Source organism: Myxococcus dinghuensis, from assembly GCF_024198235.1.
GTDB lineage: Bacteria > Myxococcota > Myxococcia > Myxococcales > Myxococcaceae > Myxococcus > Myxococcus dinghuensis.
Genome location: NZ_JAKCFB010000002.1, coordinates 318074 through 338290, shown reverse-complemented (window position 1 = coordinate 338290; position 20217 = coordinate 318074). Strand labels below are relative to the sequence as shown.

The 20217-nt window shown below is 70.7% G+C and carries 17 protein-coding genes; 11 read left to right on the top strand and 6 right to left on the bottom strand.

The window, feature by feature from the left end; genetic code table 11:
• Positions 1–80 precede the first annotated feature (80 nt).
• A complete protein-coding gene (locus tag LZ198_RS43375) occupies positions 81–902 on the bottom strand; it encodes a DUF6597 domain-containing transcriptional factor (protein WP_253970522.1) in 822 nt (273 codons plus the stop codon).
• A gap of 204 nt (positions 903–1106) precedes the next feature.
• On the opposite strand from LZ198_RS43375, the gene LZ198_RS04000 reads away from it, so the two are divergent.
• A complete protein-coding gene (locus tag LZ198_RS04000; protein WP_253970521.1) occupies positions 1107–1514 on the top strand; it encodes a DUF3224 domain-containing protein in 408 nt (135 codons plus the stop codon).
• A 39-nt stretch (positions 1515–1553) separates the two neighbouring features.
• Here LZ198_RS04000 and LZ198_RS03995 read toward each other — a convergent pair whose 3' ends face one another.
• Complete coding sequence (locus LZ198_RS03995; RefSeq protein WP_253970520.1) at positions 1554–4010, bottom strand: ABC transporter permease; 2457 nt, start codon at positions 4008–4010, stop codon at positions 1554–1556.
• Between the two features lie 496 nt (positions 4011–4506).
• Here LZ198_RS03995 and LZ198_RS03990 point away from each other — a divergent pair, with 496 nt between their 5' ends.
• The 5 genes from LZ198_RS03990 (at position 4507) to LZ198_RS03970 (ending at position 9686) form a co-directional block, all read left to right on the top strand.
• On the top strand, positions 4507–5073 hold the full coding sequence (locus tag LZ198_RS03990) for a hypothetical protein (protein ID WP_253970519.1): 567 nt from the start codon (positions 4507–4509) through the stop codon (positions 5071–5073).
• A gap of 67 nt (positions 5074–5140) precedes the next feature.
• A complete protein-coding gene (locus tag LZ198_RS03985; RefSeq protein ID WP_253970518.1) occupies positions 5141–5578 on the top strand; it encodes a GFA family protein in 438 nt (145 codons plus the stop codon).
• A gap of 22 nt (positions 5579–5600) precedes the next feature.
• On the top strand, positions 5601–6146 hold the full coding sequence (locus LZ198_RS03980) for a hypothetical protein (RefSeq protein WP_253970517.1): 546 nt from the start codon (positions 5601–5603) through the stop codon (positions 6144–6146).
• Positions 6147–6266: 120 nt separating this feature from the next.
• Entirely contained in the window at positions 6267–8102 is a 1836-nt protein-coding gene (locus LZ198_RS03975) for a M4 family metallopeptidase (RefSeq protein ID WP_253970516.1), read from the top strand.
• 192 nt (positions 8103–8294) lie between these two features.
• On the top strand, positions 8295–9686 hold the full coding sequence (locus tag LZ198_RS03970) for a glutamate decarboxylase (protein WP_253970515.1): 1392 nt from the start codon (positions 8295–8297) through the stop codon (positions 9684–9686).
• Between the two features lie 54 nt (positions 9687–9740).
• Here LZ198_RS03970 and LZ198_RS03965 read toward each other — a convergent pair whose 3' ends face one another.
• The gene (locus tag LZ198_RS03965) at positions 9741–10580 is read right to left on the bottom strand and encodes an alpha/beta fold hydrolase (RefSeq protein ID WP_253970514.1); all 840 of its coding nucleotides are present in this window, start codon (positions 10578–10580) and stop codon (positions 9741–9743) included.
• Between the two features lie 113 nt (positions 10581–10693).
• Complete coding sequence (locus LZ198_RS03960; RefSeq protein ID WP_253970513.1) at positions 10694–12163, bottom strand: MDR family MFS transporter; 1470 nt, start codon at positions 12161–12163, stop codon at positions 10694–10696.
• A gap of 184 nt (positions 12164–12347) precedes the next feature.
• Here LZ198_RS03960 and LZ198_RS03955 point away from each other — a divergent pair, with 184 nt between their 5' ends.
• The 3 genes from LZ198_RS03955 (at position 12348) to LZ198_RS03945 (ending at position 15867) form a co-directional block, all read left to right on the top strand.
• Complete coding sequence (locus tag LZ198_RS03955; protein ID WP_253970512.1) at positions 12348–13025, top strand: SRPBCC family protein; 678 nt, start codon at positions 12348–12350, stop codon at positions 13023–13025.
• Between the two features lie 184 nt (positions 13026–13209).
• The gene (locus LZ198_RS03950; protein ID WP_253970511.1) at positions 13210–15276 is read left to right on the top strand and encodes an alpha-amylase family glycosyl hydrolase; all 2067 of its coding nucleotides are present in this window, start codon (positions 13210–13212) and stop codon (positions 15274–15276) included.
• 72 nt (positions 15277–15348) lie between these two features.
• Complete coding sequence (locus tag LZ198_RS03945; RefSeq protein ID WP_253970510.1) at positions 15349–15867, top strand: hypothetical protein; 519 nt, start codon at positions 15349–15351, stop codon at positions 15865–15867.
• A gap of 7 nt (positions 15868–15874) precedes the next feature.
• On the opposite strand, the gene LZ198_RS03940 is transcribed toward LZ198_RS03945, so the two are convergent.
• On the bottom strand, positions 15875–16777 hold the full coding sequence (locus LZ198_RS03940) for a LysR family transcriptional regulator (protein WP_253970509.1): 903 nt from the start codon (positions 16775–16777) through the stop codon (positions 15875–15877).
• On the opposite strand from LZ198_RS03940, the gene LZ198_RS03935 reads away from it, so the two are divergent.
• Positions 16776–17543: an SDR family oxidoreductase gene (locus tag LZ198_RS03935; protein ID WP_253970508.1), complete on the top strand. Its 768-nt coding sequence runs from the start codon at positions 16776–16778 to the stop codon at positions 17541–17543. The genes LZ198_RS03940 and LZ198_RS03935 overlap by 2 nt on opposite strands.
• Before the next feature lie 165 nt (positions 17544–17708).
• Positions 17709–18341 (top strand): 30S ribosomal protein S4, encoded by a 633-nt coding sequence (gene rpsD, locus LZ198_RS03930; protein ID WP_253970507.1) that lies wholly within the window; start codon positions 17709–17711, stop codon positions 18339–18341.
• An 86-nt stretch (positions 18342–18427) separates the two neighbouring features.
• On the opposite strand, the gene LZ198_RS03925 is transcribed toward rpsD, so the two are convergent.
• Complete coding sequence (locus LZ198_RS03925; RefSeq protein ID WP_253970506.1) at positions 18428–20161, bottom strand: glycosyl hydrolase family 18 protein; 1734 nt, start codon at positions 20159–20161, stop codon at positions 18428–18430.
• Between the last annotated feature and the right edge of the window lie 56 nt (positions 20162–20217).

The window sequence follows — 20217 nt, the reverse complement described above, 5'->3', positions numbered from 1 at the left end:
CAATGACTGCCCCAGGAGGGTAGGGCGAGGACCTTAAGCAAATCCTAAGCGGGAGCTGCAAAACGAGATTTGAATGGAATTCATCGACGCGGTTCCCGGGCGGCTGCCTCGGCGATGTACCGTCCCGGGGATTGGCCCACGACGGCCTTGAAGTCGCGGATGAAGTGGGATTGGTCGAAGTACCCCAGGCTCAGCGCGAGCGCGGCCATGTCCTGCGCGTCCGGGCGCGCGAGCAGCTCGGCGGCCTCGTGCAGTCGGTACCGCTGCACCACCCACTTGGGGCTGACACCCACGGCGGCCCGGAAGCGCCGCTGGAGGGTGCGCGGGTCGAGCCCGGCGAGCGCGGCCACCTGCTCCATGCGGGTGATGTCCGGGTCCGAGGCGAGGCGCTCCACCAGGTCCCTCAACCGCGCGATGGGGGTGGGCATGGGCGGCAGTCGCGCCTGGAAGAACGCCTCCGCCAGCCGCATGCATCGGCGCGCGTCCGGCTCCTCGAGGATGGCGTCTCGCAGCGCGTCGCTCTCCCGGCCGAAGACGGCGCGCAGCCCCACGGTGCGACCGGTGAGGCTGGACACGGGCGCGCGCAGCAGCGGCTGGAAGGCCGCGGGGCGGAACTTGACGCCGAAGACGCGGTCCACGCCCTGGAGCCGGCGTTGGAACCTGCGCTCGTGCACGCCCGCGACGCGCGCGCGACCTCGCTCGAAGAGGAGGTGGACGCACGGATGCGGCAGCGTGCGAGCCACGACGGGGGCCTCCCCGCGCAGGTCCCAGCGCACCGTCCAGAAGTGTTGGATGAACGCCTCCAGCGCGGGCGACGGCGCGAAGCGCTCGTGGTGGATGCGGCCCGGGGGGGCGGACCGCTGGAGGACGCCCCGAGGCGCGTCGATGCGAGGACGGCTCACCGGGACGGATTCTGTCCGGGTGTCGCGTTTTTGCAATCCGAGCGCGCTCACGCGGGCGTATCCCTCGCCCACTTGCCAAGGAGCGGGCGGATGGCGATGACGCGGATGAAGGTGCTGGCATGGGTCGCCGGCGTGGCACTCGTGCAGGGCTGCGCGGAGACCCGCGCGGCGAAGTCCCGTGGAGAAACCAGGAGTGAGGCGCGGATGACGAAGCGAGTGAGTGGCCCCTTTGACGTGAAGCTCCTCCCCATGGCTCCGGACGCGGAGGCGGCCCGGTCCGTGCTCGGGCGCATGCGAATCGACAAGCGGTTCCACGGCGCGCTGGAGGCCACCAGCGAGGGCCAGATGCTGGCCACGCGCTCCCCCGACAAGGGCTCGGGCGGTTATGTCGCGCTGGAGCACGTGACGGGCACCCTGGATGGGCGCCAGGGGAGCTTCATCCTCCAGCACTCGGGGACGATGGACCGGGGCGCGTACTCGCTGTCGGTGACGGTGGTGCCGGACTCGGGCGCGGGCGCGCTGACGGGCCTCGCCGGGTCGATGAAGATCATCATCGACGACAAGGGGAACCACTCCTACGACTTCGAGTACACGCTCGCGGACGCGCCGTGACTGGGGGACGGGGGGCGTCCGAGGAGGACGCCTCCTGGCTCACTCGCCGCGCAGGGCGACCTGGGGGTCGACGCGGGTGGCGCGATAGGCCGGCAGCCAGGTGGCCACCAGCGCGACGGCCATCACCACGGCGGCGAGCGTGCCGAAGGTGAGCGGGTCCGTGGTGCTCACGCCATAGAGCTGGCTGGACATGACGCGCGTCACCGCGAAGGCCCCCACCATGCCCATGGCCACGCCCACCAGCGCCAGCCGCAGGCCGTGGCCCAACACCATGCGCAGCACGTCCGCGGGGCTGGCGCCGAGCGCCATGCGGATGCCCAGCTCCCGCGTGCGCTGGCGCACCGTGTAGGCCATCACCCCGGACAGGCCCACGCCGGCCAGCAGCAGGGACATGCACGCGAACATCGCCACGAGCACGGACATGAAGCGCGGGCGCGCCGTGGCCTCCGTCACGCGTTGCTCCATGGTGCGTGGGTCCGTCAGGGGGAGGTCCTTGTCCAGCTCACCCACCGCCGCGCGCACGGCGGGAATCAGCGTCGCCGGCTCGCCCCTCGTGCGCACCACGAACGACGAGAAGAAGAGGGTGCGCTGGAGCGCCGCGACGTAGGCCTCGGGCCGGGCCTCCTTCGCCGGGCCGTCGTACTTCACGTCGCCCACCACGCCCACCACCGTGAGCATGGGGCTCGTCTCGTCCCCCAGCCGGATGCGTTGCCCCACCGCCTCCTGTCCCGGGAAGTGCTGGCGCGCGGCGGCCTGGTTCAGGAGCACCACCGGCTCCGACTTCGACGTGTCCGTCGTCGCCACGTCCCGCCCGCGCAGCAGGGGGATGCCCAGCGCGCCCAGGTACCCGGGCGTGATGGACTGGAAGCCCACCGAGGGTCGCTCGGTTCGCGGTACGGGCCGCCCCTCGACCTCCAGCTCCAGCCAGATGTTGGCGCCTCCCAGCGGGAGGTCGGAGATGGCCCCCGCGCCCTCGACGCCGGGGACTTGCGCGACGCGCTCCACCACCTGCTGGAAGAAGGCGGACTGCCGGGCCTCGTCCGGATAGCGCTCCGGAGGCAGGGACAGGCTCCACGTGAGCACGCCCTCCTGCTGGAAGCCCGGCTCCACCGCCTGGAGCCGCCACAGGCTGCGCACCAGCAGCCCGGCGCTGATGAGGAGCACCACCGCCAGGGCGACCTCGCCCACCACCAGCGCGTTGCGCGAGCGATACCCGCCCGCCAGCTTGCCGCCTCCCGTCTGTCGCAGCACGCCGTTCAGGTCGGGGGTGGAGGCCTGGAGCGCGGGCAGCAGTCCGAACAGGACCCCGGTGCCCAGGGACATGCACAAGGTGAAGGCCAGCACGCGGCCGTCCACGCCGACGTCCTCCAGCCGAGGCAGCTCGGGAGGGATCAGCTTCAACAGCCCTTCCATCCCCCACGTGGCGAGCAGCAAGCCGAGCGCGCCCGCGACGAGCGACAGGAGCACGCTCTCCGTGAGCAACTGGCGCACCAACCTCCAGCGCGCGGCGCCCAGCGCGGCGCGGACCGCCATCTCCGGACGACGCGCCGACGCCCGCACGAGGAAGAGGTTGGCGACGTTCGCGCAGGCGATGGCCAGCACGAGCCCCACCGCGCCCAGCAGCAGCCAGAGCACGGGCTGCACGTCGCCCAGGAGCTGCTCCCGCAAGGGCACCAGGGCGATGCCGGAGCGCGTGTTGGTCTGCGGATGCAGGAGGCTCAGCCCGTCCGCGACGACGCCCATCGCGGCGGAGGCGCGCTCCAGCGTGACGCCCGGCTTCAGCCGCCCGAGCACCCGCAGGTAGCTCGTGTCGCGCGACTGGCTCAGGTCCACCATCGGGTCGGGACCGAGCTGTGGGATGTCGTGCAGGGGCGCGGGAATCCAGAGCTGCGGGGCCTCGGTGGGGGTGGTCCGCGTCGGGCCCACCGCGGGGAGCTGGAAGTGCTCCGGCATGACCCCGAGCACCTCGTAGCTCCGGCCATCGAGCCGGACCTGCCTTCCGACGATGTGGGCGTCGGCCGCGAAGCGATTCTTCCACAGCGCGTGGCCGAGCACCGCGACCTGTCGGGGACCGGTGTCCTCGCCCGTGGCCTGGAACGTGGTGCCCAGCGCGGGTGCGACCCCCAGCACCTGGAAGAAGTTCGAGGAGACGCTCGCGGCGCGCAGGCGCTCGGGTGTGCCGTCGCCGGTCAGGCTGACGGAGAGCTGGGAGAAGGCGGCCATCGACTCGAAGACGTCGTTCTGCCGCCGCCAGTCGAGGAAGTTGGCCGGGGACACCGTCCAGCGGGGCGTGCCGGCCAGGCGCGTCCAGGCCAGCACCAGCCGGTCCTGCGCGGGGAAGGGCAGGGGCGACAGGAGGACGGCGTTCACCACGCTGAAGATGGCCGTGTTCGCGGCGATGCCCAGCGCCAGCATCGCCACCGCGATGAGGCTGAAGCCGGGGTGCCGGGCGTGCATGCGCAGCGCGTGGCGAAGCTCCTGGATGACGTCTGCCATGTGGCTCCGGGGGAAGACAGGGGTCGAGGCCCTCCTTTGAGCAAGGGCCGAGCCAGCGAGAGGTGCTCCCTGGCCGCAGAAGGAACGGTCCATTCCCGGGCGCGGCTTCCTGCCCGCTCCTGGGAATGGCCTTCCCAGGAGCGGACAACGTCAGGGCCCGCGGGTGGGAGGCGACGAGGGCCGCCGCGTTCTCCTCGTGGGCCCGGGTCGCCGCCTCGCCATGCGAGTTCTGGAGCAGGGCGAGCGGATCCCCCAGCGCGTCGGCGCGGACCTTGCGCACGGTGGCGGCTTGCTTGACCAGGGGCGCCAGTTGCCTGGCGAGCCATGGGACGAAGGGCTCCAGCTCGAGCGTGGGCAGGCTGTCCTCCACGGACCAGACGACCAGCGTGTCGTCGGTGGCGCTCTTTCCGAAGCAGTAGCCGTTGACGTCGTTGAGGTCCGCGGAGGCGAACATCACGTAGTGGTACGCGTGGCCCTGGGGCATAACGCCTCCACGATGCCCGATTCCGTCGACGCCGCCCTGCTCGCGCTCTTCCAGCGCTCCGACCTCCCCTACGACACCGTCGAGGACGCCTGGCGGCGCTCCGCGTTCCTCGCGCCCCTGGTGGGCTGGGTCGCGGCCCGCTTCCCGGAGGAGCGCGCCTTCCGCGTCTGCGCGGACTGGCTCGCCCGGCTCGCCGAGCGCATCCCGGAGGCGAAGCCCGCCGCCGACCTCTTCGCCCAGGCAGCCGACACCTCCCAGGGGCCACACCAGGCGAACGTCGTCGCGGGGCGACTGGGTGACCTGCGCAACGCGTCCATCCTCGCGCGCCGGCCGGCCGCCGCCGCGTTCGCGGATGGCGCCAGTGACCTGGCGGAGGTGTGGGCCGCAGCGACGAAGGGGCCGGCGGACGACGAGTCCGACCCCTGGGCCCGCGCGCGCGCCGCCAGTCACGCCCTCGTCACCGCGTGGGTGCTGCACGCGGGCCAGGACCCCGAGGACAAGGCCCTCCGCGCGGCGGCCACGAAGGAGCTGCTGGCCCTGCTCCGCGAGTGCCGCGCGGGAGGCCTGGAGGAAACCTGACATACTCCTGTCACGGCCCGGGGCCATAAGTCTCCTCACACGACGCACCCACCCCGGAGCACCTGTCATGAGCGAGACCTCCTCCCTGTTCTCCCCGAACCTGAAGAAGCACGTCGGCGGTTGCCACTGCGGCGCCGTGCGGTTCGAGTGTGAGGTCGACCTGTCCCAGCCCCTCAACCGCTGCAACTGCACCGTCTGCACGAAGATGGGCGGCACCACGACCCAGGTCCCGCCCAAGACACTGCGCGTCATCTCCGGTGAGGCGCACCTGGGCGACTACCGTGTCGGCGCCAGCGTGAACTACCGGAAGTTCTGCCAGCGCTGCGGGGTGCAGTGCTTCGGCGGGGGCTACGTGGAGGTGCTCGGGGGAGACTTCGCCACCATCAACGTGGGCTGCCTGGATGGCGTGGACCTGGCCCTGCTGAGCATCCAGTACTGGGATGGCCGCAACGACAACTGGGAGGCCGGCTCGCGTCCCCAGCCCTGGCCCCTCCAGCGCGCCTGACGGCGGAGTAGCCTCGTCGCCCATGGGCGACACCATCTCCAGCAGGCTGGGCCCCGGGGCGCCGTCGCTGCACCTCGGCAACGGGGCCCTGTCCGTCTTCTTCGACGTCCTGGCCGTGGCGGTGATGCCCCGCGCGCGCACGGACTGGGAGCTGCGGTTGGCCCGCTGGATCGTCGAGAGCGACCAGCTCCTCCTCGGCCTGGGCACGGTGGGCTTCGACGTGTCCGAGCTGGGCTGGACGGCCCCCGACTTCGAGGCCCAGCAGCGCTTCCTCGTGGCGCTCCTCGACGCGGCGCTGGACCGGGAGGGCTGGGAGCACCTGCCCCCCGCCCTGCGCCAGGGGAGTCCGCGCCTCACGGAGCTGCTCTGGCAGGTCCGGGACATGGTGGCCCGCTTCCCCCGGGAGGTCGTCCCCCTCCCGGAGGGCGACGACTTCCGCTGGCCCTGCGGCCCCCCGGAGGACGGGCGCTGCGAGCTGCATCAGGTCTACCTGCACGCCACCGGCTGCATCCTCTGCAACGACTCCAGCCTGGACGAGCACGTGCCCCACCGCTCACCAACCCTGTGATTCCAGCGGGTTGGCGGGCGTCACGGGGCGTGTGTGCATTTTCCTCTCATGGGGACACAACCCGGGCTCGCGGAAGCCGAGAATTGAAACGGACTCGTTACTTCCCCCCGGACCCCCGCCATGAAGATTCGCGCCGACCTCCCGAAGCTTCCCGTCACGCGCACCTCCGACGCGCGCTCCTCCGCGACCTCCGAGGTGAAGAACAAGGCCGTGGGCTTCTCCCAGGGCTCCTCGTTCGAGGCGCAGGTCCGCCCGGCGCAGGTGAAGGCGACCGCCGCCGCGCTGACGCCGCCGGTGAAGTCCGGTCCCGTCCCCGTCGACAGCGCCGAGGGCAAGGCCGCGGTCCAGGCGACGGTGAACTTCCTCCAGAAGCAGGCCGCGCCCACCGTGTCCCAGTTGCTGGCGGGCAAGTCGGGCCTCAACGCCGCGGACTTCGCGCCGCGCGCGGTGGAGCAGGACGACCTGGGCATGACCCACGTCCGCATGGACCGCAAGAGCGAGGGTGTCCCCGTCTTCGGTGAGCAGGTCGTCGGCCACCTCGACCGCCAGGGGCAGATCGACAGCATCACCGGCGAGGTCTCCACCGTCCCCGCCGGCCTGGGCAAGAACCCCACGAAGCTGTCCGCGGACGACGCGCTGGACCTCGCGAAGAAGGAGTTCGGGGGCGCCACGGACCGCGCGCCCGTCTCCGAGCGCGTCATCTTCAAGGACGCGGACGGCCAGTACCGCGCCGCCTTCCACGTGGAGCTGTCGAACACCACGGACGTGGGTCAGGGCAAGGACCCGCGCCGCATGCACTACCTGGTCGACGCCAACACCGGCAAGCTGCTGGAGCAGTACAACCAGATGGGCGGGGTGGGGCACCACGCGAAGGGCGACCACGCGCACGGCACGTCCACCCAGCGCACGCTGGCCGCCGAGGGCGCCGAGCCCACCCCGGAGCCCACCGAGCCGACGACGAGCAAGGCGGACGACACCACCCAGTACAGCGGCAAGGTGGAGATCGGCAGCACGAAGAACGAGGACGGCACCTACTCGCTCGAGGACACCTCGCGCGGCGGTGGCGTGGTGACGCGCGACGCGCTCAACCGCAACCCGGACACGGACTGGGAGACCAACGCCCCCATCACCGACGACAACGACGTCTGGGGCGAGGCGACCGACTCCGCGCGCAACAAGGACGCGGTGGACGCGCAGTACGGCGCCCAGACGACCTACGACTTCTACAAGGACGTGCTCGGCCGCGACTCCATCGACGGCAAGGGCGAGAAGCTCATCTCCGACGTGCACGTGGGCGAGGACTTCGCCAATGCCTTCTGGGACGGCGAGAAGATGAACTACGGCGACGGTGACGGCGAGACGTTCGGCTCGCTCACCACGCTGGACATCGCCGGCCACGAAATCACCCACGGCCTCACCGAGCGCACCGCGGGCCTCCAGTACCGCAACGAGTCCGGCGCCCTCAACGAGGCGATGAGCGACATCATGGGCGTGGGCGTGGAGTGGTACGCCAGCCAGAAGAACAGCGCGGTGAAGTTCGACTGGACCGTGGGCGAGGACACGTACACGCCGAACAACGGCGACCCCACGGACGGCCTGCGCGACCTGAGCGACCCGTCGAGCGACGGCATGTCGCCGGACCACTACTCCAAGCGCTACCGCGGCCCGCAGGACAACGGCGGCGTCCACATCAACTCCGGCATCGCCAACAACGCCTTCTACCTGCTGTCCGAGGGCGGCAAGAACAAGACGTCCGGTGAAGGGGTGACGGAGGGCATCGGCATCGAGAAGGGCCTGAAGATCTACTCGCGCGCCCTCAACTTCTACATGACGCCGACCACCAACTTCGCCCAGGCGAAGGAGGCCACGTACAAGGCCGCGCAGGACCTCTACGGCAAGGACTCCGCGGAGGCCAAGACGGTGCTGGAGAGCTGGGCGGCGGTGGGCGTGAAGTAGTCCCCGCGCGTGGCGCCTGGAGCCGAGGTCCCGTGTCGCGGGTCCGGCTCCAGGCCGGCAAGTCCCTTCCTCCAGGTGGACCGGGCGGATGCCCCCCTGCCTGCCCCGGTCCCGGGAACGAGGCCCCATCCTCCGGTCGGCGTCATTTCTCGTCGGGAGAGATGACTTCCCAGCTCACCACGAGGAGGGCCCATGCCCCTGCACGGCCGAGACGAAATCCGGGACCGCATCAACGACGACGTCTACGCGTCGCCGGACCTGTCCGTCCCCATGCCCAAGTTCCGCATCCCGGATGACGAGCACAGCCCGGAGCACGCCTACGCGGTGATCCACGACGAGCTGCTGCTCGACGGCAACTCCCGGCAGAACCTCGCCACCTTCTGTCAGACCTGGTCCGAGCCGCAGGTGCACAAGCTCATGGACGAGTGCCTCGACAAGAACATGATCGACAAGGACGAGTATCCGCAGACGGCCGAAATCGAGACCCGCTGCGTGAACATGCTCGCCGACCTGTGGCACGCCCCCAACGCGGCGAACACCATGGGCTGCTCCACCACCGGCTCCAGCGAGGCGGCCATGCTGGGGGGGCTCGCCCTCAAGTGGCGCTGGAGGCTCGCGCGGCAGAAGGCGGGCAAGCCCACGGACAAGCCCAACCTCGTCTGCGGTCCGGTGCAGATCTGCTGGCACAAGTTCGCGCGCTACTTCGACGTGGAGCTGCGGCAGGTGCCGCTGGCGCCCGGCCGCATGACGATGACCGGGGCCGAGGTGCTCAAGCACTGCGACGAGAACACCATCGGCGTGGTGCCCACCCTCGGCATCACCTACAGCCTCATCTACGAGCCGGTGCAGGAGATCTCCGCCGCGCTGGACGACCTCCAGAAGCGCACCGGCCTGGACATCCCCCTCCACGTGGACGCGGCCAGCGGTGGCTTCCTCGCGCCGTTCATCCACCCGAAGGTCGTCTGGGACTTCAAGCTCCCCCGCGTGAAGTCCATCAACGCCTCCGGCCACAAGTTCGGCCTCACGCCGCTGGGGTGCGGCTGGGTGGTGTGGCGCGACGCCGCGGACCTGCCGGAGGAGCTCATCTTCCGCGTGGACTACCTGGGCGGGAACATGCCGACGTTCGCGCTCAACTTCTCGCGGCCGGGCGGGCAGGTCGTCATCCAGTACTACAACTTCCTGCGGCTCGGGAAGGAAGGCTACCGCCGGCTCCAGCAGGCGTGCAGCGACACCGCGAACTTCATGGCGAAGGCCATCGAGCAGATCGGCCTCTTCGACATCGTGTACGACGGGCGCGGCGGGGTGCCCGGCGTGTGCTGGAAGATGAAGGACGGCCTCAAGCCCGGCTTCACGCTCTACGACCTGGCGGACCGGCTGCGGGAGCGCGGCTGGCTGGTGCCCGCCTACCCCATGCCGGCCAACCTCCAGGACATGGTGGTGCAGCGCGTGCTCGTGCGCCACGGCGTCAGCCGGGACCTGGCGACGCTGCTGGTGACGGACATCCTCGGCGCCATCGAGCACTTCAAGCGGCACCCGGTGAGCAAGCCGATGACGCGTGAAGAGGCGTCCGGCTACCACCACTGAGCCGTTGCCACGGCCGCGCCGGCGTGACGTGGGACGCGCGCCGGCGCGGGGGCCTCAAGGCGTGTCGTGCGCCGCGAGGAAGTCCCGCAGGCGGGAGTGGTACAGCGGGTCGATGAGGGTCGTCAGGTGCGTGCGACCCGGGACGATGACGTTCTCGAAGCGCGCCAGCTCCCGCTCCGGCCTCACCGTCTTGGAGTGGGGCGCGTCGAACTCCCCGTTCACCGCCTGCACCGGGAAGTCGATGGAGTCCAGGTCGATGGCCTGCGGCCACCACGCCCCCCACGCCTGGGTGAGCGCCAGCATGGCCTCCATGTCGGGCGGCGGGCCGTCGGCGGCGGCCTCGAGGATGCGCTCCTCGTCCGGGTCGGTGCCCCGAGGGTCGCGTGACTCGGCCTCCGCGCGGATGGCGTCGTCCAGCTCCTCCACGCCCGCGCCACCCAGGCTGGCGCTGATGATGCGCTCGGGGATGCGCGCCATCAGCACCCGCGTCATGGACGCGCCCATGGAATAGCCCACCAGGTGGACGCGGTGGAGGCCCAGCGCGTCCATCAGCTCGATGACGTCCGTGACGTTGCGCTCGCCATAGGACGCGGCCGAGTGCGGCTTGTCGCTCGCTCCATGGCCCCGCTGGTCGAGGATGACGAGCCGGTAGCCCTCCTCCGCCAGCACCTGGGCGATGCCGGGGGCAATCCAGGAGGGCTCCGCGCCGCCCATGAAGCCGTGCAGGAGGATGATGGGCGTCCCCCGTCCCGCGACCTCCAGGTAGTGGAGGCGGACGCCGTCGCTCGCGGTGAACCACCGGTCCACCGGCGGCGCGGGGGGCTCGGGGTCCTCCGAGCAGCCCGTGAGGGCGAGGACGGCGACGGCGAGGACGGCCAAGAACGACTTCGACATGAGGTGTCTCCCGGAGAGCCACGGCCCGGCCCACCGTGGTTCCCGGAGAACACCTGGGATTCGAAACCGTGTTACTTCTGTTTCGGGGAGGCGGGAGGTTCCCGGGCGGCCCCTCAGTGCGGCGCGGCGGTGGGCTCGCTCGGGACGGCCGTTCCCGGCGCGCGCGACACGCGGGGGAAGAACAGTCCGGCGACGAACGCGGCGACGGTGAAGCCGCAGATGAGCCAGAAGTTGAAGGTGAGGCCGTTGGTGAGCGCGCCGCTCAGCGTCCTGAGCAGGGGCTCCGGCAGGTGCTGGCCGCGCTCGGGCCCGAGCAGGGCGTTGGCGGCGGACAGGGGGATGGTCGGGTCCTCCATCAGCCGGGACACCATGACCCCGCCCATCAACCCCACGCCCAGCGCGCCGCCGATGGTGCGGAAGAACATGTTGCTCGCGGTGGCCACGCCCCGCAGCTCCCAGCCCACGCTGGTCTGCACCGCGATGATGAGCGCCGTGGAGGAGAAGCCCAGGCCCACGCCGAAGAGCGCCATCGCCACCTGCAGGCCGAGCAGCGGCGCGTCCGGCTTGAGCAGGAGGGCGATCAACGCCGTGCCCACCACCGTCAGGCCCAGGCCGCCCACGATGAGCGGCCGGAAGCCCGTGCGCAGCAGCAGGCGCCCGGCGAACAGCGCCGCCAGGGGCCAGCCGACGATCATGGGGGTGATCATCCCGCCCGCCGTCGTGGCGGACGCGCCCAGCACCGCCTGGACGTAGAGCGGCACGTACGTGGTCGCCCCGAACATCGCCGCGGAGAACAGCGCCCCGGCCACCGAGGAGATGGCGATGGCGGGCTGCCGGAAGATGGTCATGGGGATGACCGGGGCCGCCGCCCGGCGCTCCACCCAGACGAAGAGCGCCAGCACGCCGAACCCGATGGGCAGCCCCCACAGGTTCGTCCCCACGCCCTGCACGCCGAACAGCAGCGCCACCACGCCCACGCTCAACAGCGCCGCGCCCGCGTAATCCAGTTGCTGCTGCCGGCGCTGCACCTGCTCGTGGAAGAAGACGGAGATGAGCGCCAGCGCCAGCAGGCCCACGGGGACGTTGATGAAGAAGATCCAGTGCCAGCTCAGGTGCTTCACGATGAGCCCGCCGGTGACCGGCCCCACCAGCCCCGCCACGCCCCACACCGCGCTGAACGCGCCCTGCACCTTCGCGCGCTGCTCCAGCGTGTAGATGTCCCCGATGATGGTGAGCGCCACCGGCTGGATGGCCCCCGCGCCCAGCCCCTGCAACGTCCGGAAGGCGATGAGCATGTCCATCGACGGCGACAGCCCGCTGGCGATGGAGCCCACCAGGAACAGGACGATTCCGAACATCAGGATGGGCTTGCGGCCGTAGAGGTCCGACAGCTTCCCGTAGATGGGAACCGTGATGGTGGAAGACAGCATGTACGCGGTGAACACCCACGCATAGCGCTGGATGCCTCCCAGCTCGCCCACCACCGTGGGCATGGCCGTGGAGACGATGGTGACCTCCAGCGCGGCCATGAAGAGGCTCAGCGCCAGGGCCAGGGTGGTCAGCGGACGATGCGTGGTTCTCATGTTGTCGGGTCGACGTCGCGGGGCGCTCCGCTTCTAGTGGCCTCCCGCCGCCATCGCCACCCTCAATCCTTCTGCAGACTTGGAAAGTCCGGAAAAATTTGCGTACCGCGTGTCGATCCGACGAGGGCTCGTTCGTCGCCGCTTTTGGAAGGGGAGAAATTCGTCCGTTCCCGGGGGTCCATTCATGAAGAAGCTGGCGGGAGTCTCCATCGTCGCCGTCATGGCCGGGTTGGTCGCCATCGTCGGGACGCGGCCCGATACGTTCCGCATCGAACGCAGCGAGTCCATCGCGGCGCCTCCCGAGGTGGTGTTCACGCTGGTCAACGATTTCCACCACTGGGACCGCTGGTCTCCGTGGTGGAAGGTGGAGCCCTCGCAGTTGGTGACGCTCGGCGAGACGACCTCGGGTGTGGGCGCGACCTACGAGTGGCGCGGCACGCGGACGGGCTCGGGGCGGATGGAGATCGTGGAGAGCCGGCCGCTCGAGTACGTGCGCATCCGGCTGGACTTCACCGACCCCATGCACGCCACCAACACCTCCGAGTACCGGCTGGAGCCGGCCCCGGGCGGCGTCCTGCTGACGTGGGTGATGTGCGGCCGCAACACGTTCGTGGACAAGGCGCTGTCCTTCTTCGCGGACCAGGACGCGTCCATGGGCCGCGACTTCGAGCAGGGCCTGGCCGACATCAAGCGCGTCGCGGAGGCCGAGTCCCCGCGCGGGGCGGCGCACCGGTCGGTGCCCGGCAGCTCCCGGAGCCTGGGGGGCGGCGGCTCGCTCGCGCCCGTGGACGAAGTGGGGGAGGTCCTCGTCACCCGCTCCGCGGCTCCGCCGAGCCATCGCTCCTGGTCCGGGTCCCGCTAGCCTGGGAGTGTGTTCGTGGGCGGGTCCCCGGGGACCGGGGGCACGTTTGTCGCGTGTTTCATGTTTCAGGAAGGGGTGGGCCCCGTCCGGGACGGGCTGGTGCGAGCGCTGTCTCATCCGTGACGCAACCTTGGGCGCGCGTGGCCGATACTGAGTCTGGACTTCCCCAGACAACGGCCGAGACATGCCCACCCGGATTCCCCCACCGAGCCGTCCCGCTTCCTCGTCCTCCACGTCGCGCGCCTCGAACGAGGCGGGCGCGAAGTCGTCGCAGTCCTCCGGCGCGAACACGTCCGGCGGGGCGCGCGGCGCGGGAGGCAAGGACTTCTTCGACGACGTCCGCCAGCGCAAGAGCGCCGAGGTCCAGCTCCGCGCGCCCCAGGCCCCGCAGACGCACGGCCCCCATTCGCGCGACCTGCCGCGGCGCGATGGCACCCTCGTCGCGGAGCTGCCGTCGAAGAGCGCCGTCCCCATGCCCACGCAGCCCTCCAGCCGTCCGGGCATGGGCGCCATCCCCTACGACGGGGGCACCACCTTCCGCGTCTGGGCGCCCAACGCGCAGCGGGTGCAGGTGGCGGGTGACTTCAGCAACTGGCAGACGGTGGAGCTGCAGCGCGAGGCGAGCGGCAACTTCTCGCTCGACGTCCCCGGCGCCAAGGCGGGGGAGCAGTACCAGTACGTGGTCCAGGGCAAGTACGGCGACTGGCGCTGGAAGGGCGACCCGCGCGCCAACGACGTGACGAACTCCACGGGCAACTCCGTCATCGTCGACCACAAGACCTATCAGTGGGAGCACGACTGGGACTTCAAGATGCCGCCCTGGAACGAGGCGGTCATCTACGAGATGCACGTGGGCACGTTCAACGACGAGCCCGGCTGGGGCCCCGGCAACTGGCAGAGCGCCATCGACAAGCTGGACCACCTGAAGGACCTGGGCATCAACGTCATCGAGGTCATGCCCTCCGCGGAGTTCGCGGCCGACTTCAGTTGGGGCTACAACCCGGCGTACCCCAACGCGCCGGAGAGCGCGTACGGCACGCCGGACGACCTCAAGCGCTTCGTGGACGAGGCGCACAAGCGCGGCATCGGCGTGGTCATGGACGTCGTCTACAACCACCTGGGCCCCAGCGACCTGCCGCAGTGGGACTTCGACGGCGAGACGTACGGCAAGGGCGGCAGCTACTTCTACACGGACTGGCGCGCCAAGACGCCGTGGGGCGACACGCGCCCGGACTACGGCCGCCACGAGGTGCGTGACTACCTGCGCGACAACGCCATGATGTGGCTGCGCGACTACCACATGGATGGCCTGCGCCTGGACGCGACGAAGGAGATCCGCCAGGCCAGCGGCGCGGACAACCCGCAGGGCTGGCAGCTGCTCAAGGAGATCAACGAGGCGGTCAACCGCGAGTTCCCGCAGAAGATCATCATCGCGGAGGACCTGGGCAACGAGGCGGCCGTCACGCACGCGCAGGGCGCGGGCTTCGACAGCCAGTGGGACTCCAACTTCGTGCACCCGGTGCGCGCCGCGCTCACCGCGTTCTCCGACAACGACCGGGACATGGACGCCGTCGCCCGGGCCATCTCCTTCAAGTACAACGGCTCCGCCACCCAGCGCGTCATCTACACGGAGAGCCACGACGAGGTGGCCAACGGCAAGCAGCGCCTGCCCAGCGAGGTGGGCGGCTGGGACGCGGGCGGCTACCACGCCAAGAAGCGCTCGCTCATCGGCGCCGCGCTCACGATGACCAGCCCCGGCATCCCGATGATCTTCCAGGGCCAGGAGTTCCTCGAGGACGGCCACTTCCAGGACGGCGACCCGCTCGACTGGAAGAAGAAGGAGTCCTTTAGCGGCATCAACCAGGCCTACACGGACCTCATCAAGCTGCGCCGCAACTGGAACGACGACACCGCCGGCCTGCGTGGGGAGAACGTCAACGTCCACCACGTGAACAACAACGACAAGGTCATCGCCTTCCACCGCTGGGACAAGGGCGGCGCGGGCGACGACACCATCGTCGTCGTCAACTTCGGCGGCAAGCAGCTCTCCAACTACGAGCTGGGCCTGCCCTCCGACGGCACGTGGAAGGTGCGCTTCAACAGCGACTGGCAGGGCTACTCCGGGGACTTCGGCAACGCCCAGAGCTTCGACGTGGGCGGCCACTGGGGCGGCAAGGACGGCCTGCCCGCCAGCGGCGCCCTCAACAACCTGGGGCCCTACAGCGTCGTCATCCTGTCCAAGGACAAGTGACACGCCGCGGGTGAATATCTCCCGCGCAGGGTCGGTCGGAACGGGCATCCCGCAGAGATGAGGATTCCCGCGATGAAGACCCTGCTCGCCTCGCTGACGCTGCTCGCCGTCGTCCCGACTTCCGCGCTGGCGGACCCCGTCCGGTCTGCGGACGCCGTGCGGTTGGTGGGCGTGGTCCACAGCGCGGACGTGGGGGACCAGCCCTACGTCGCGGGCGCCTGGCTGCCCGACGCGCCGCGCCGCATCGAGCAGTTCGTGTTCGACGTGCCCCACTCGGCACGGGAGGCGGGGCTCGAGTACATGTGCCACCTCCAGGACGTGGGCGACTCGCCCTGGTTGAAGGCGGGCGCGCGCTGCGGGACGACGGGCGAGTCGCGCCGGCTGGAGGCCTTCGCCTTCCGCCTCACGGGCCGCGCGGCGAAGGACTACACCGTCCGCTACTGGTGCCTCGTGGCGGGGGACAAGGCGCCCATCGGCCCGTACACGAATGGCGCGCCGTGCGGCTCCAAGGGCGAGAGCCGCGAGCTGTTGGGCATGAAGGTGGAGCTGGTGAAGCGCGACGCGGGCCGGGGTGGCCGCGGCTGGAAGTAGCCGCCGCTCACCCGTCCCGCGCGAGAATCCAGTCGAGCGCGAGCCTCACGCGGGCGGGGAGCTGGCGGCGCGAGGGGTACACCGCGAACAGCTCCCGCGCCTCCACCGTGCGCGAGGCCACCGTCACGGGGACGAGCTGGGAGCCCTGCTGGGCGATGACCTCCGTGGGCGCGCAGACCACGCCCAGCCCGGCCACCGCGGCGGAGATCATCACCCGCGGGTCATCCGCGCAGAACCGCTCCAGGGGGCGCACCTCGTCCGCGGAGCCGTCCTTGCGCCGCAGCCGCCACACGGCGCCGGGGCGGGGGAGGATGGCCGGCACCTCGCCGAGCCGCTCCCGCGAGAGCCGGGGGCGCTGCTTCAGCGCCTGCCTCACGAACCCCGGTGAGGCGGCGAGCGAGAACGGCACGCTCCCCACGCGCCGGGCCACCAGCTCCGCGTCGCGCACGGGGCCCGTGCGGAACGCCAGGTCGAAGCCCTCGTCCACCAGCGGCACCAGCGAGTTGGTCAGGTGCAGCTCCACCTGGACCCCGCGGTGGCGCGCCGCGAAGGAGAACAGCGCCGGCGCGATGCGCTGGGCCCCCGTCATCAGCGGGGCCGTGACGCGCAGCCGCCCCGTCGGCTCGTCGTCGCGCTCCGCGGAGCGCTGGAGCACTCCTTCCAACTCCTCCACCAGCGGCCCCGCCCGCTCCACCAGCCGCGCGCCCTCCTGCGTCAGCCCCACCTGCCGCGACGTGCGCTGCAGGAGCCGCGTGCCCAGCGCCTCCTCCAGCTTCGCCACCCGCCGGCTCACCGTGCTGGTGGGGATGCCCGTGCGCCGCGCCGCCTCCACGAAGCTCAGGTGGCTGGCGACGGCCAGGAACAGGCGCACGTCCTCCGTCGAAATCATCCCGCTCATGGGATGGAGCATGCCACACCGTCCCATGGCTCCCCGCGGGCCACCGCACTACTCCTGGGGCATAACACTCGACAAACAGCAGGTCCTGGTCGTGGGTGGCTCCTCGGGCATCGGGCTGGCGGTGGCGCGCGCCAGCCTGGAGGCAGGGGCGCACGTGACGCTGGCGAGCCGCTCGGAGGAGAAGCTCGCGCGGGCGGCGGCGGGCTTGGCGACCCCCGACCGCGTGCGCACCCTCGCGCTGGACATCACCGACGAGGCCCGGACGCGCGAGGCGCTCGAGCGCCTCGTCCCCCAGCATCACATCGTCCTCACCGCGGTGGACCCCTACTACCAGCCCATCCGCCAGTTCGACCTCGCCCGCGCCCGGCGCACGCTCGACTCCAAGCTGCTGGCCGCGCTCCACCTCGCCCGCTACGCGCGGTTCGAGCCGGCCGGCTCGCTGACCTTCGTCACCGGCGTCGCCTCCGAGCGGCCCTCGCCGGGCGGCGCGGCCATCGCCGCGGTGAATGGCGCCGTCAACGCGCTCGCCCGCGCGCTCGCGCTGGAGCTTGCCCCGTTGCGCGTCAACGCCCTGTCCCCCGGCTGGGTCGACACCCCCCTGTGGGACGCCACGCCCGGGCTCGACAAGTCCCGCGCCTTCGACACCCACGCGCGCCGCCTCCCCGTGGGCCGCGTGGGCCGCCCCGAGGAGGTGGCCCGGGCCGCGCGCTTCCTCATGGAGAACGGCTTCACCACCGGCGAGGTCCTCCACGTCGACGGAGGCCACCGCCTCGTCTGAGCCAGCCCCCTCCCGACACCGGCCCCGCCCTCCAGGCGCCTCACCGCCGGTGTCGCCTCCCCGCTCGGGGGGCTTGATCCGCGCCGCGTTTTCCGCTATTGAAATTGATAGTGATTATCAAAATCATCTTTGCTCGATTCATCGAGTAGGACGGAGGAACGGGACGTGGCGCGAGAACTGGGACCGAGGGGTCGGATGTGCCGGCGGCTGGGCATTCCGCTGTCGCGAATCAGCGGGAAGGACCCGGACAAGGATCCGGTGCTGAGGAGGCCGTATCCCCCGGGGCAGCACGGGGCGACCGCCCGGATGGGCAACAGCGACTTCGCCCGGCGGCTGCGGGAGAAGCAGAAGCTGAAGCTGTACTACGGGCTCCTGGAGAAGCAGTGCCGCCGCGCGTTCCAGGAGGCGCGGCGCTCGCCGGGCAACACGGGCACGGTGCTGTTGCAGTTGCTGGAGAGCCGGCTGGACGCGCTGGTGCTGCGCGCGGGCCTGGCCACCAGCATCCGCCAGGCGCGGCAGTTCGTGCGCCACGGCTACCTGCAGGTGGACGGCGCCGCCACGGACATCCCCAGCTTCCGCGTCCGCCCGGGCAGCGAGGTCCGCTTCCGTCCCGCGCACCTGAAGCTCACCATCGTCCGCGAGTCCTTCGAGCGCATGAAGGGCCGCCTGGTCCCGCCGTACCTCCAACTGCTCGGGGACGGCGAGGGCATGAAGTACGTGCGCCTGCCGGAGCGCGAGGAGATTCCGGTCGACGTGAACGAGCCGTTCATCGTCGAGTACTACGCGCAGCGCGGTTGACGCGAACCCGGGGGGGAGGCCCGCAGGCTTCTCCGGACGCGTGCGCGGGACGCTCGGTGGAGAGCGTCCCGCCGCCGCCCGGGGGGCTACGGCTGGAAGGCGCTCTTCACCGCGTCGAGCAGCGGGTTCGCGCCCGTCGCGGGGTTGGTACAGCCCTGGTTGATGGTCCAGATGATGGTGCCCCCGTAGCCGTTGTTGCGCGCGAAGGCGCCCTTGGCGGCGATGGCCTGGGGCGAGTCATAGGAGATCCACCGCACGGTCCCATCCACCACGGGCGTGGCGAAGGTGATGTAGCTGGACTGCGCGGCCTCGTCCCAATGATAGACACCGCGCGACGACAGCTCCTGGATGTATTGATAGGTGAAGTCGTTGTCGCTGCCCACGTAGTCGGACCAGTCCGTGTAGTTCTGATAGGGGCCGGTGATGTGGCGCCAGGCCATGCCGTAGAACGGGATGCCCATGCCCAGCTTCGCCTTGGGCAGGCCCGCGGCGACCCACGCGTTGAGGCTGGCGGTGACGGAGGAGGGGCGGTTGCCCGAATCGCCCCGGAGCGCGGAGGAGTACCAGGACTGCCAGCCGTCCCAAGGGCCCGTCATCTCGTACGTCATGACGTTGATCTGGTCCATGTACGGCACCAGGTTGGCGAACCACGGGTCGGCGTCCTCGGGGAAGTTGGCGTTCACCCAGCCGATGGGGATGGTGAGCAGCATGCCGGGCCGCGCCGCGCGCAGCTCCTTCACCAGCGACAGCAGGAACGGCTTGTCGACGGACTCGATGGGCTCCCAGTCGATGTCCAGGCCGTCGTAGCCGAAGGTGTCCATGGCTCGAATCAGGTTCTGGACGAAGCGGGCGCGGTTCGCGTTGGACGCGGCGCCCACCCAGCCGTCGTGCTCACCGGAGCCGCCCACCATGATGATGGCCTTGCGCCCCGCGGCGTGCGCGCGCTGGGCGAGGGTGCGCGCGATCTGCGGCCCGTTCGAGTTGTCGAACTGCGTGTTGACGGTGCCGTCCCGGTTGGGGGTGACACGGCCGACGATGATGTGGGTCATCGCGCTGAAGTCCACCTTCTCCGGAGGATAGAAGTCGGAGTTCCAGCCGGTGTAGTAGCCGGAGACCCAGAGCCTCCCTGGCTGGGGGGAGCCCACGGTGATGGTGGCCACCGCGGACGAGGTCGGGTTCGAGGTGCTGGTCGCCTTGACGTGATACGTGCCCGCGCGGGTCGGCGCCGTGTAGACACCCGCGGAGGTGATGGTGCCGCCGGCGCTGCCTTCCTGGACGGACCAGGCCACGGTCGTCACGGGGCTGCCCTTCACCGTGGCGGTGAAAGTCTTCGAGCCGCCCGTCGGCAGGGAGACGGACGTGGGGCTGACCGTCACCACGACGGGGGGCGGCGCTGTCGCTCCCTGGACGCTCAGCTCGTCGAAGTAGAGCGTGGGCAGGTTGACCCTGCGGCCCTCCTGCAAGGCGATGCCCGACAGCGCCGAGCCCGCCGGGGCGAGGTCGACGATGGGGACGCGGCAGCTCACCCACTGGTTGGCCTGGATGCGGCCGCCGGTGCAGTACCTCCCCAACTCGACGCCCGCGCTCCAGACGCCGTCCGCCACGACGAGGACCTTCACCACGGAGTTGGTGCCCGAGGTGCCGCCATGCACGCGCAGCGTCAACGCCGCGTCGGCGCTGGCGCCAATCAAGGGCGTGTAGAAGAAGAGCGCCTCGGTGGCCTTCATCGTCGCCGCGAGGGAATACTGGCCCGCGGACACGGGTGACGTGTTCTTCAGGTTCCGGGTGGTCCATGAGTAGTCCACCCAGGGTGCAACCATGCCGTCACGATAAATCCAGCTCGTCGCGAGCGGCTGTGGAGTGGCTGTCTCCACTG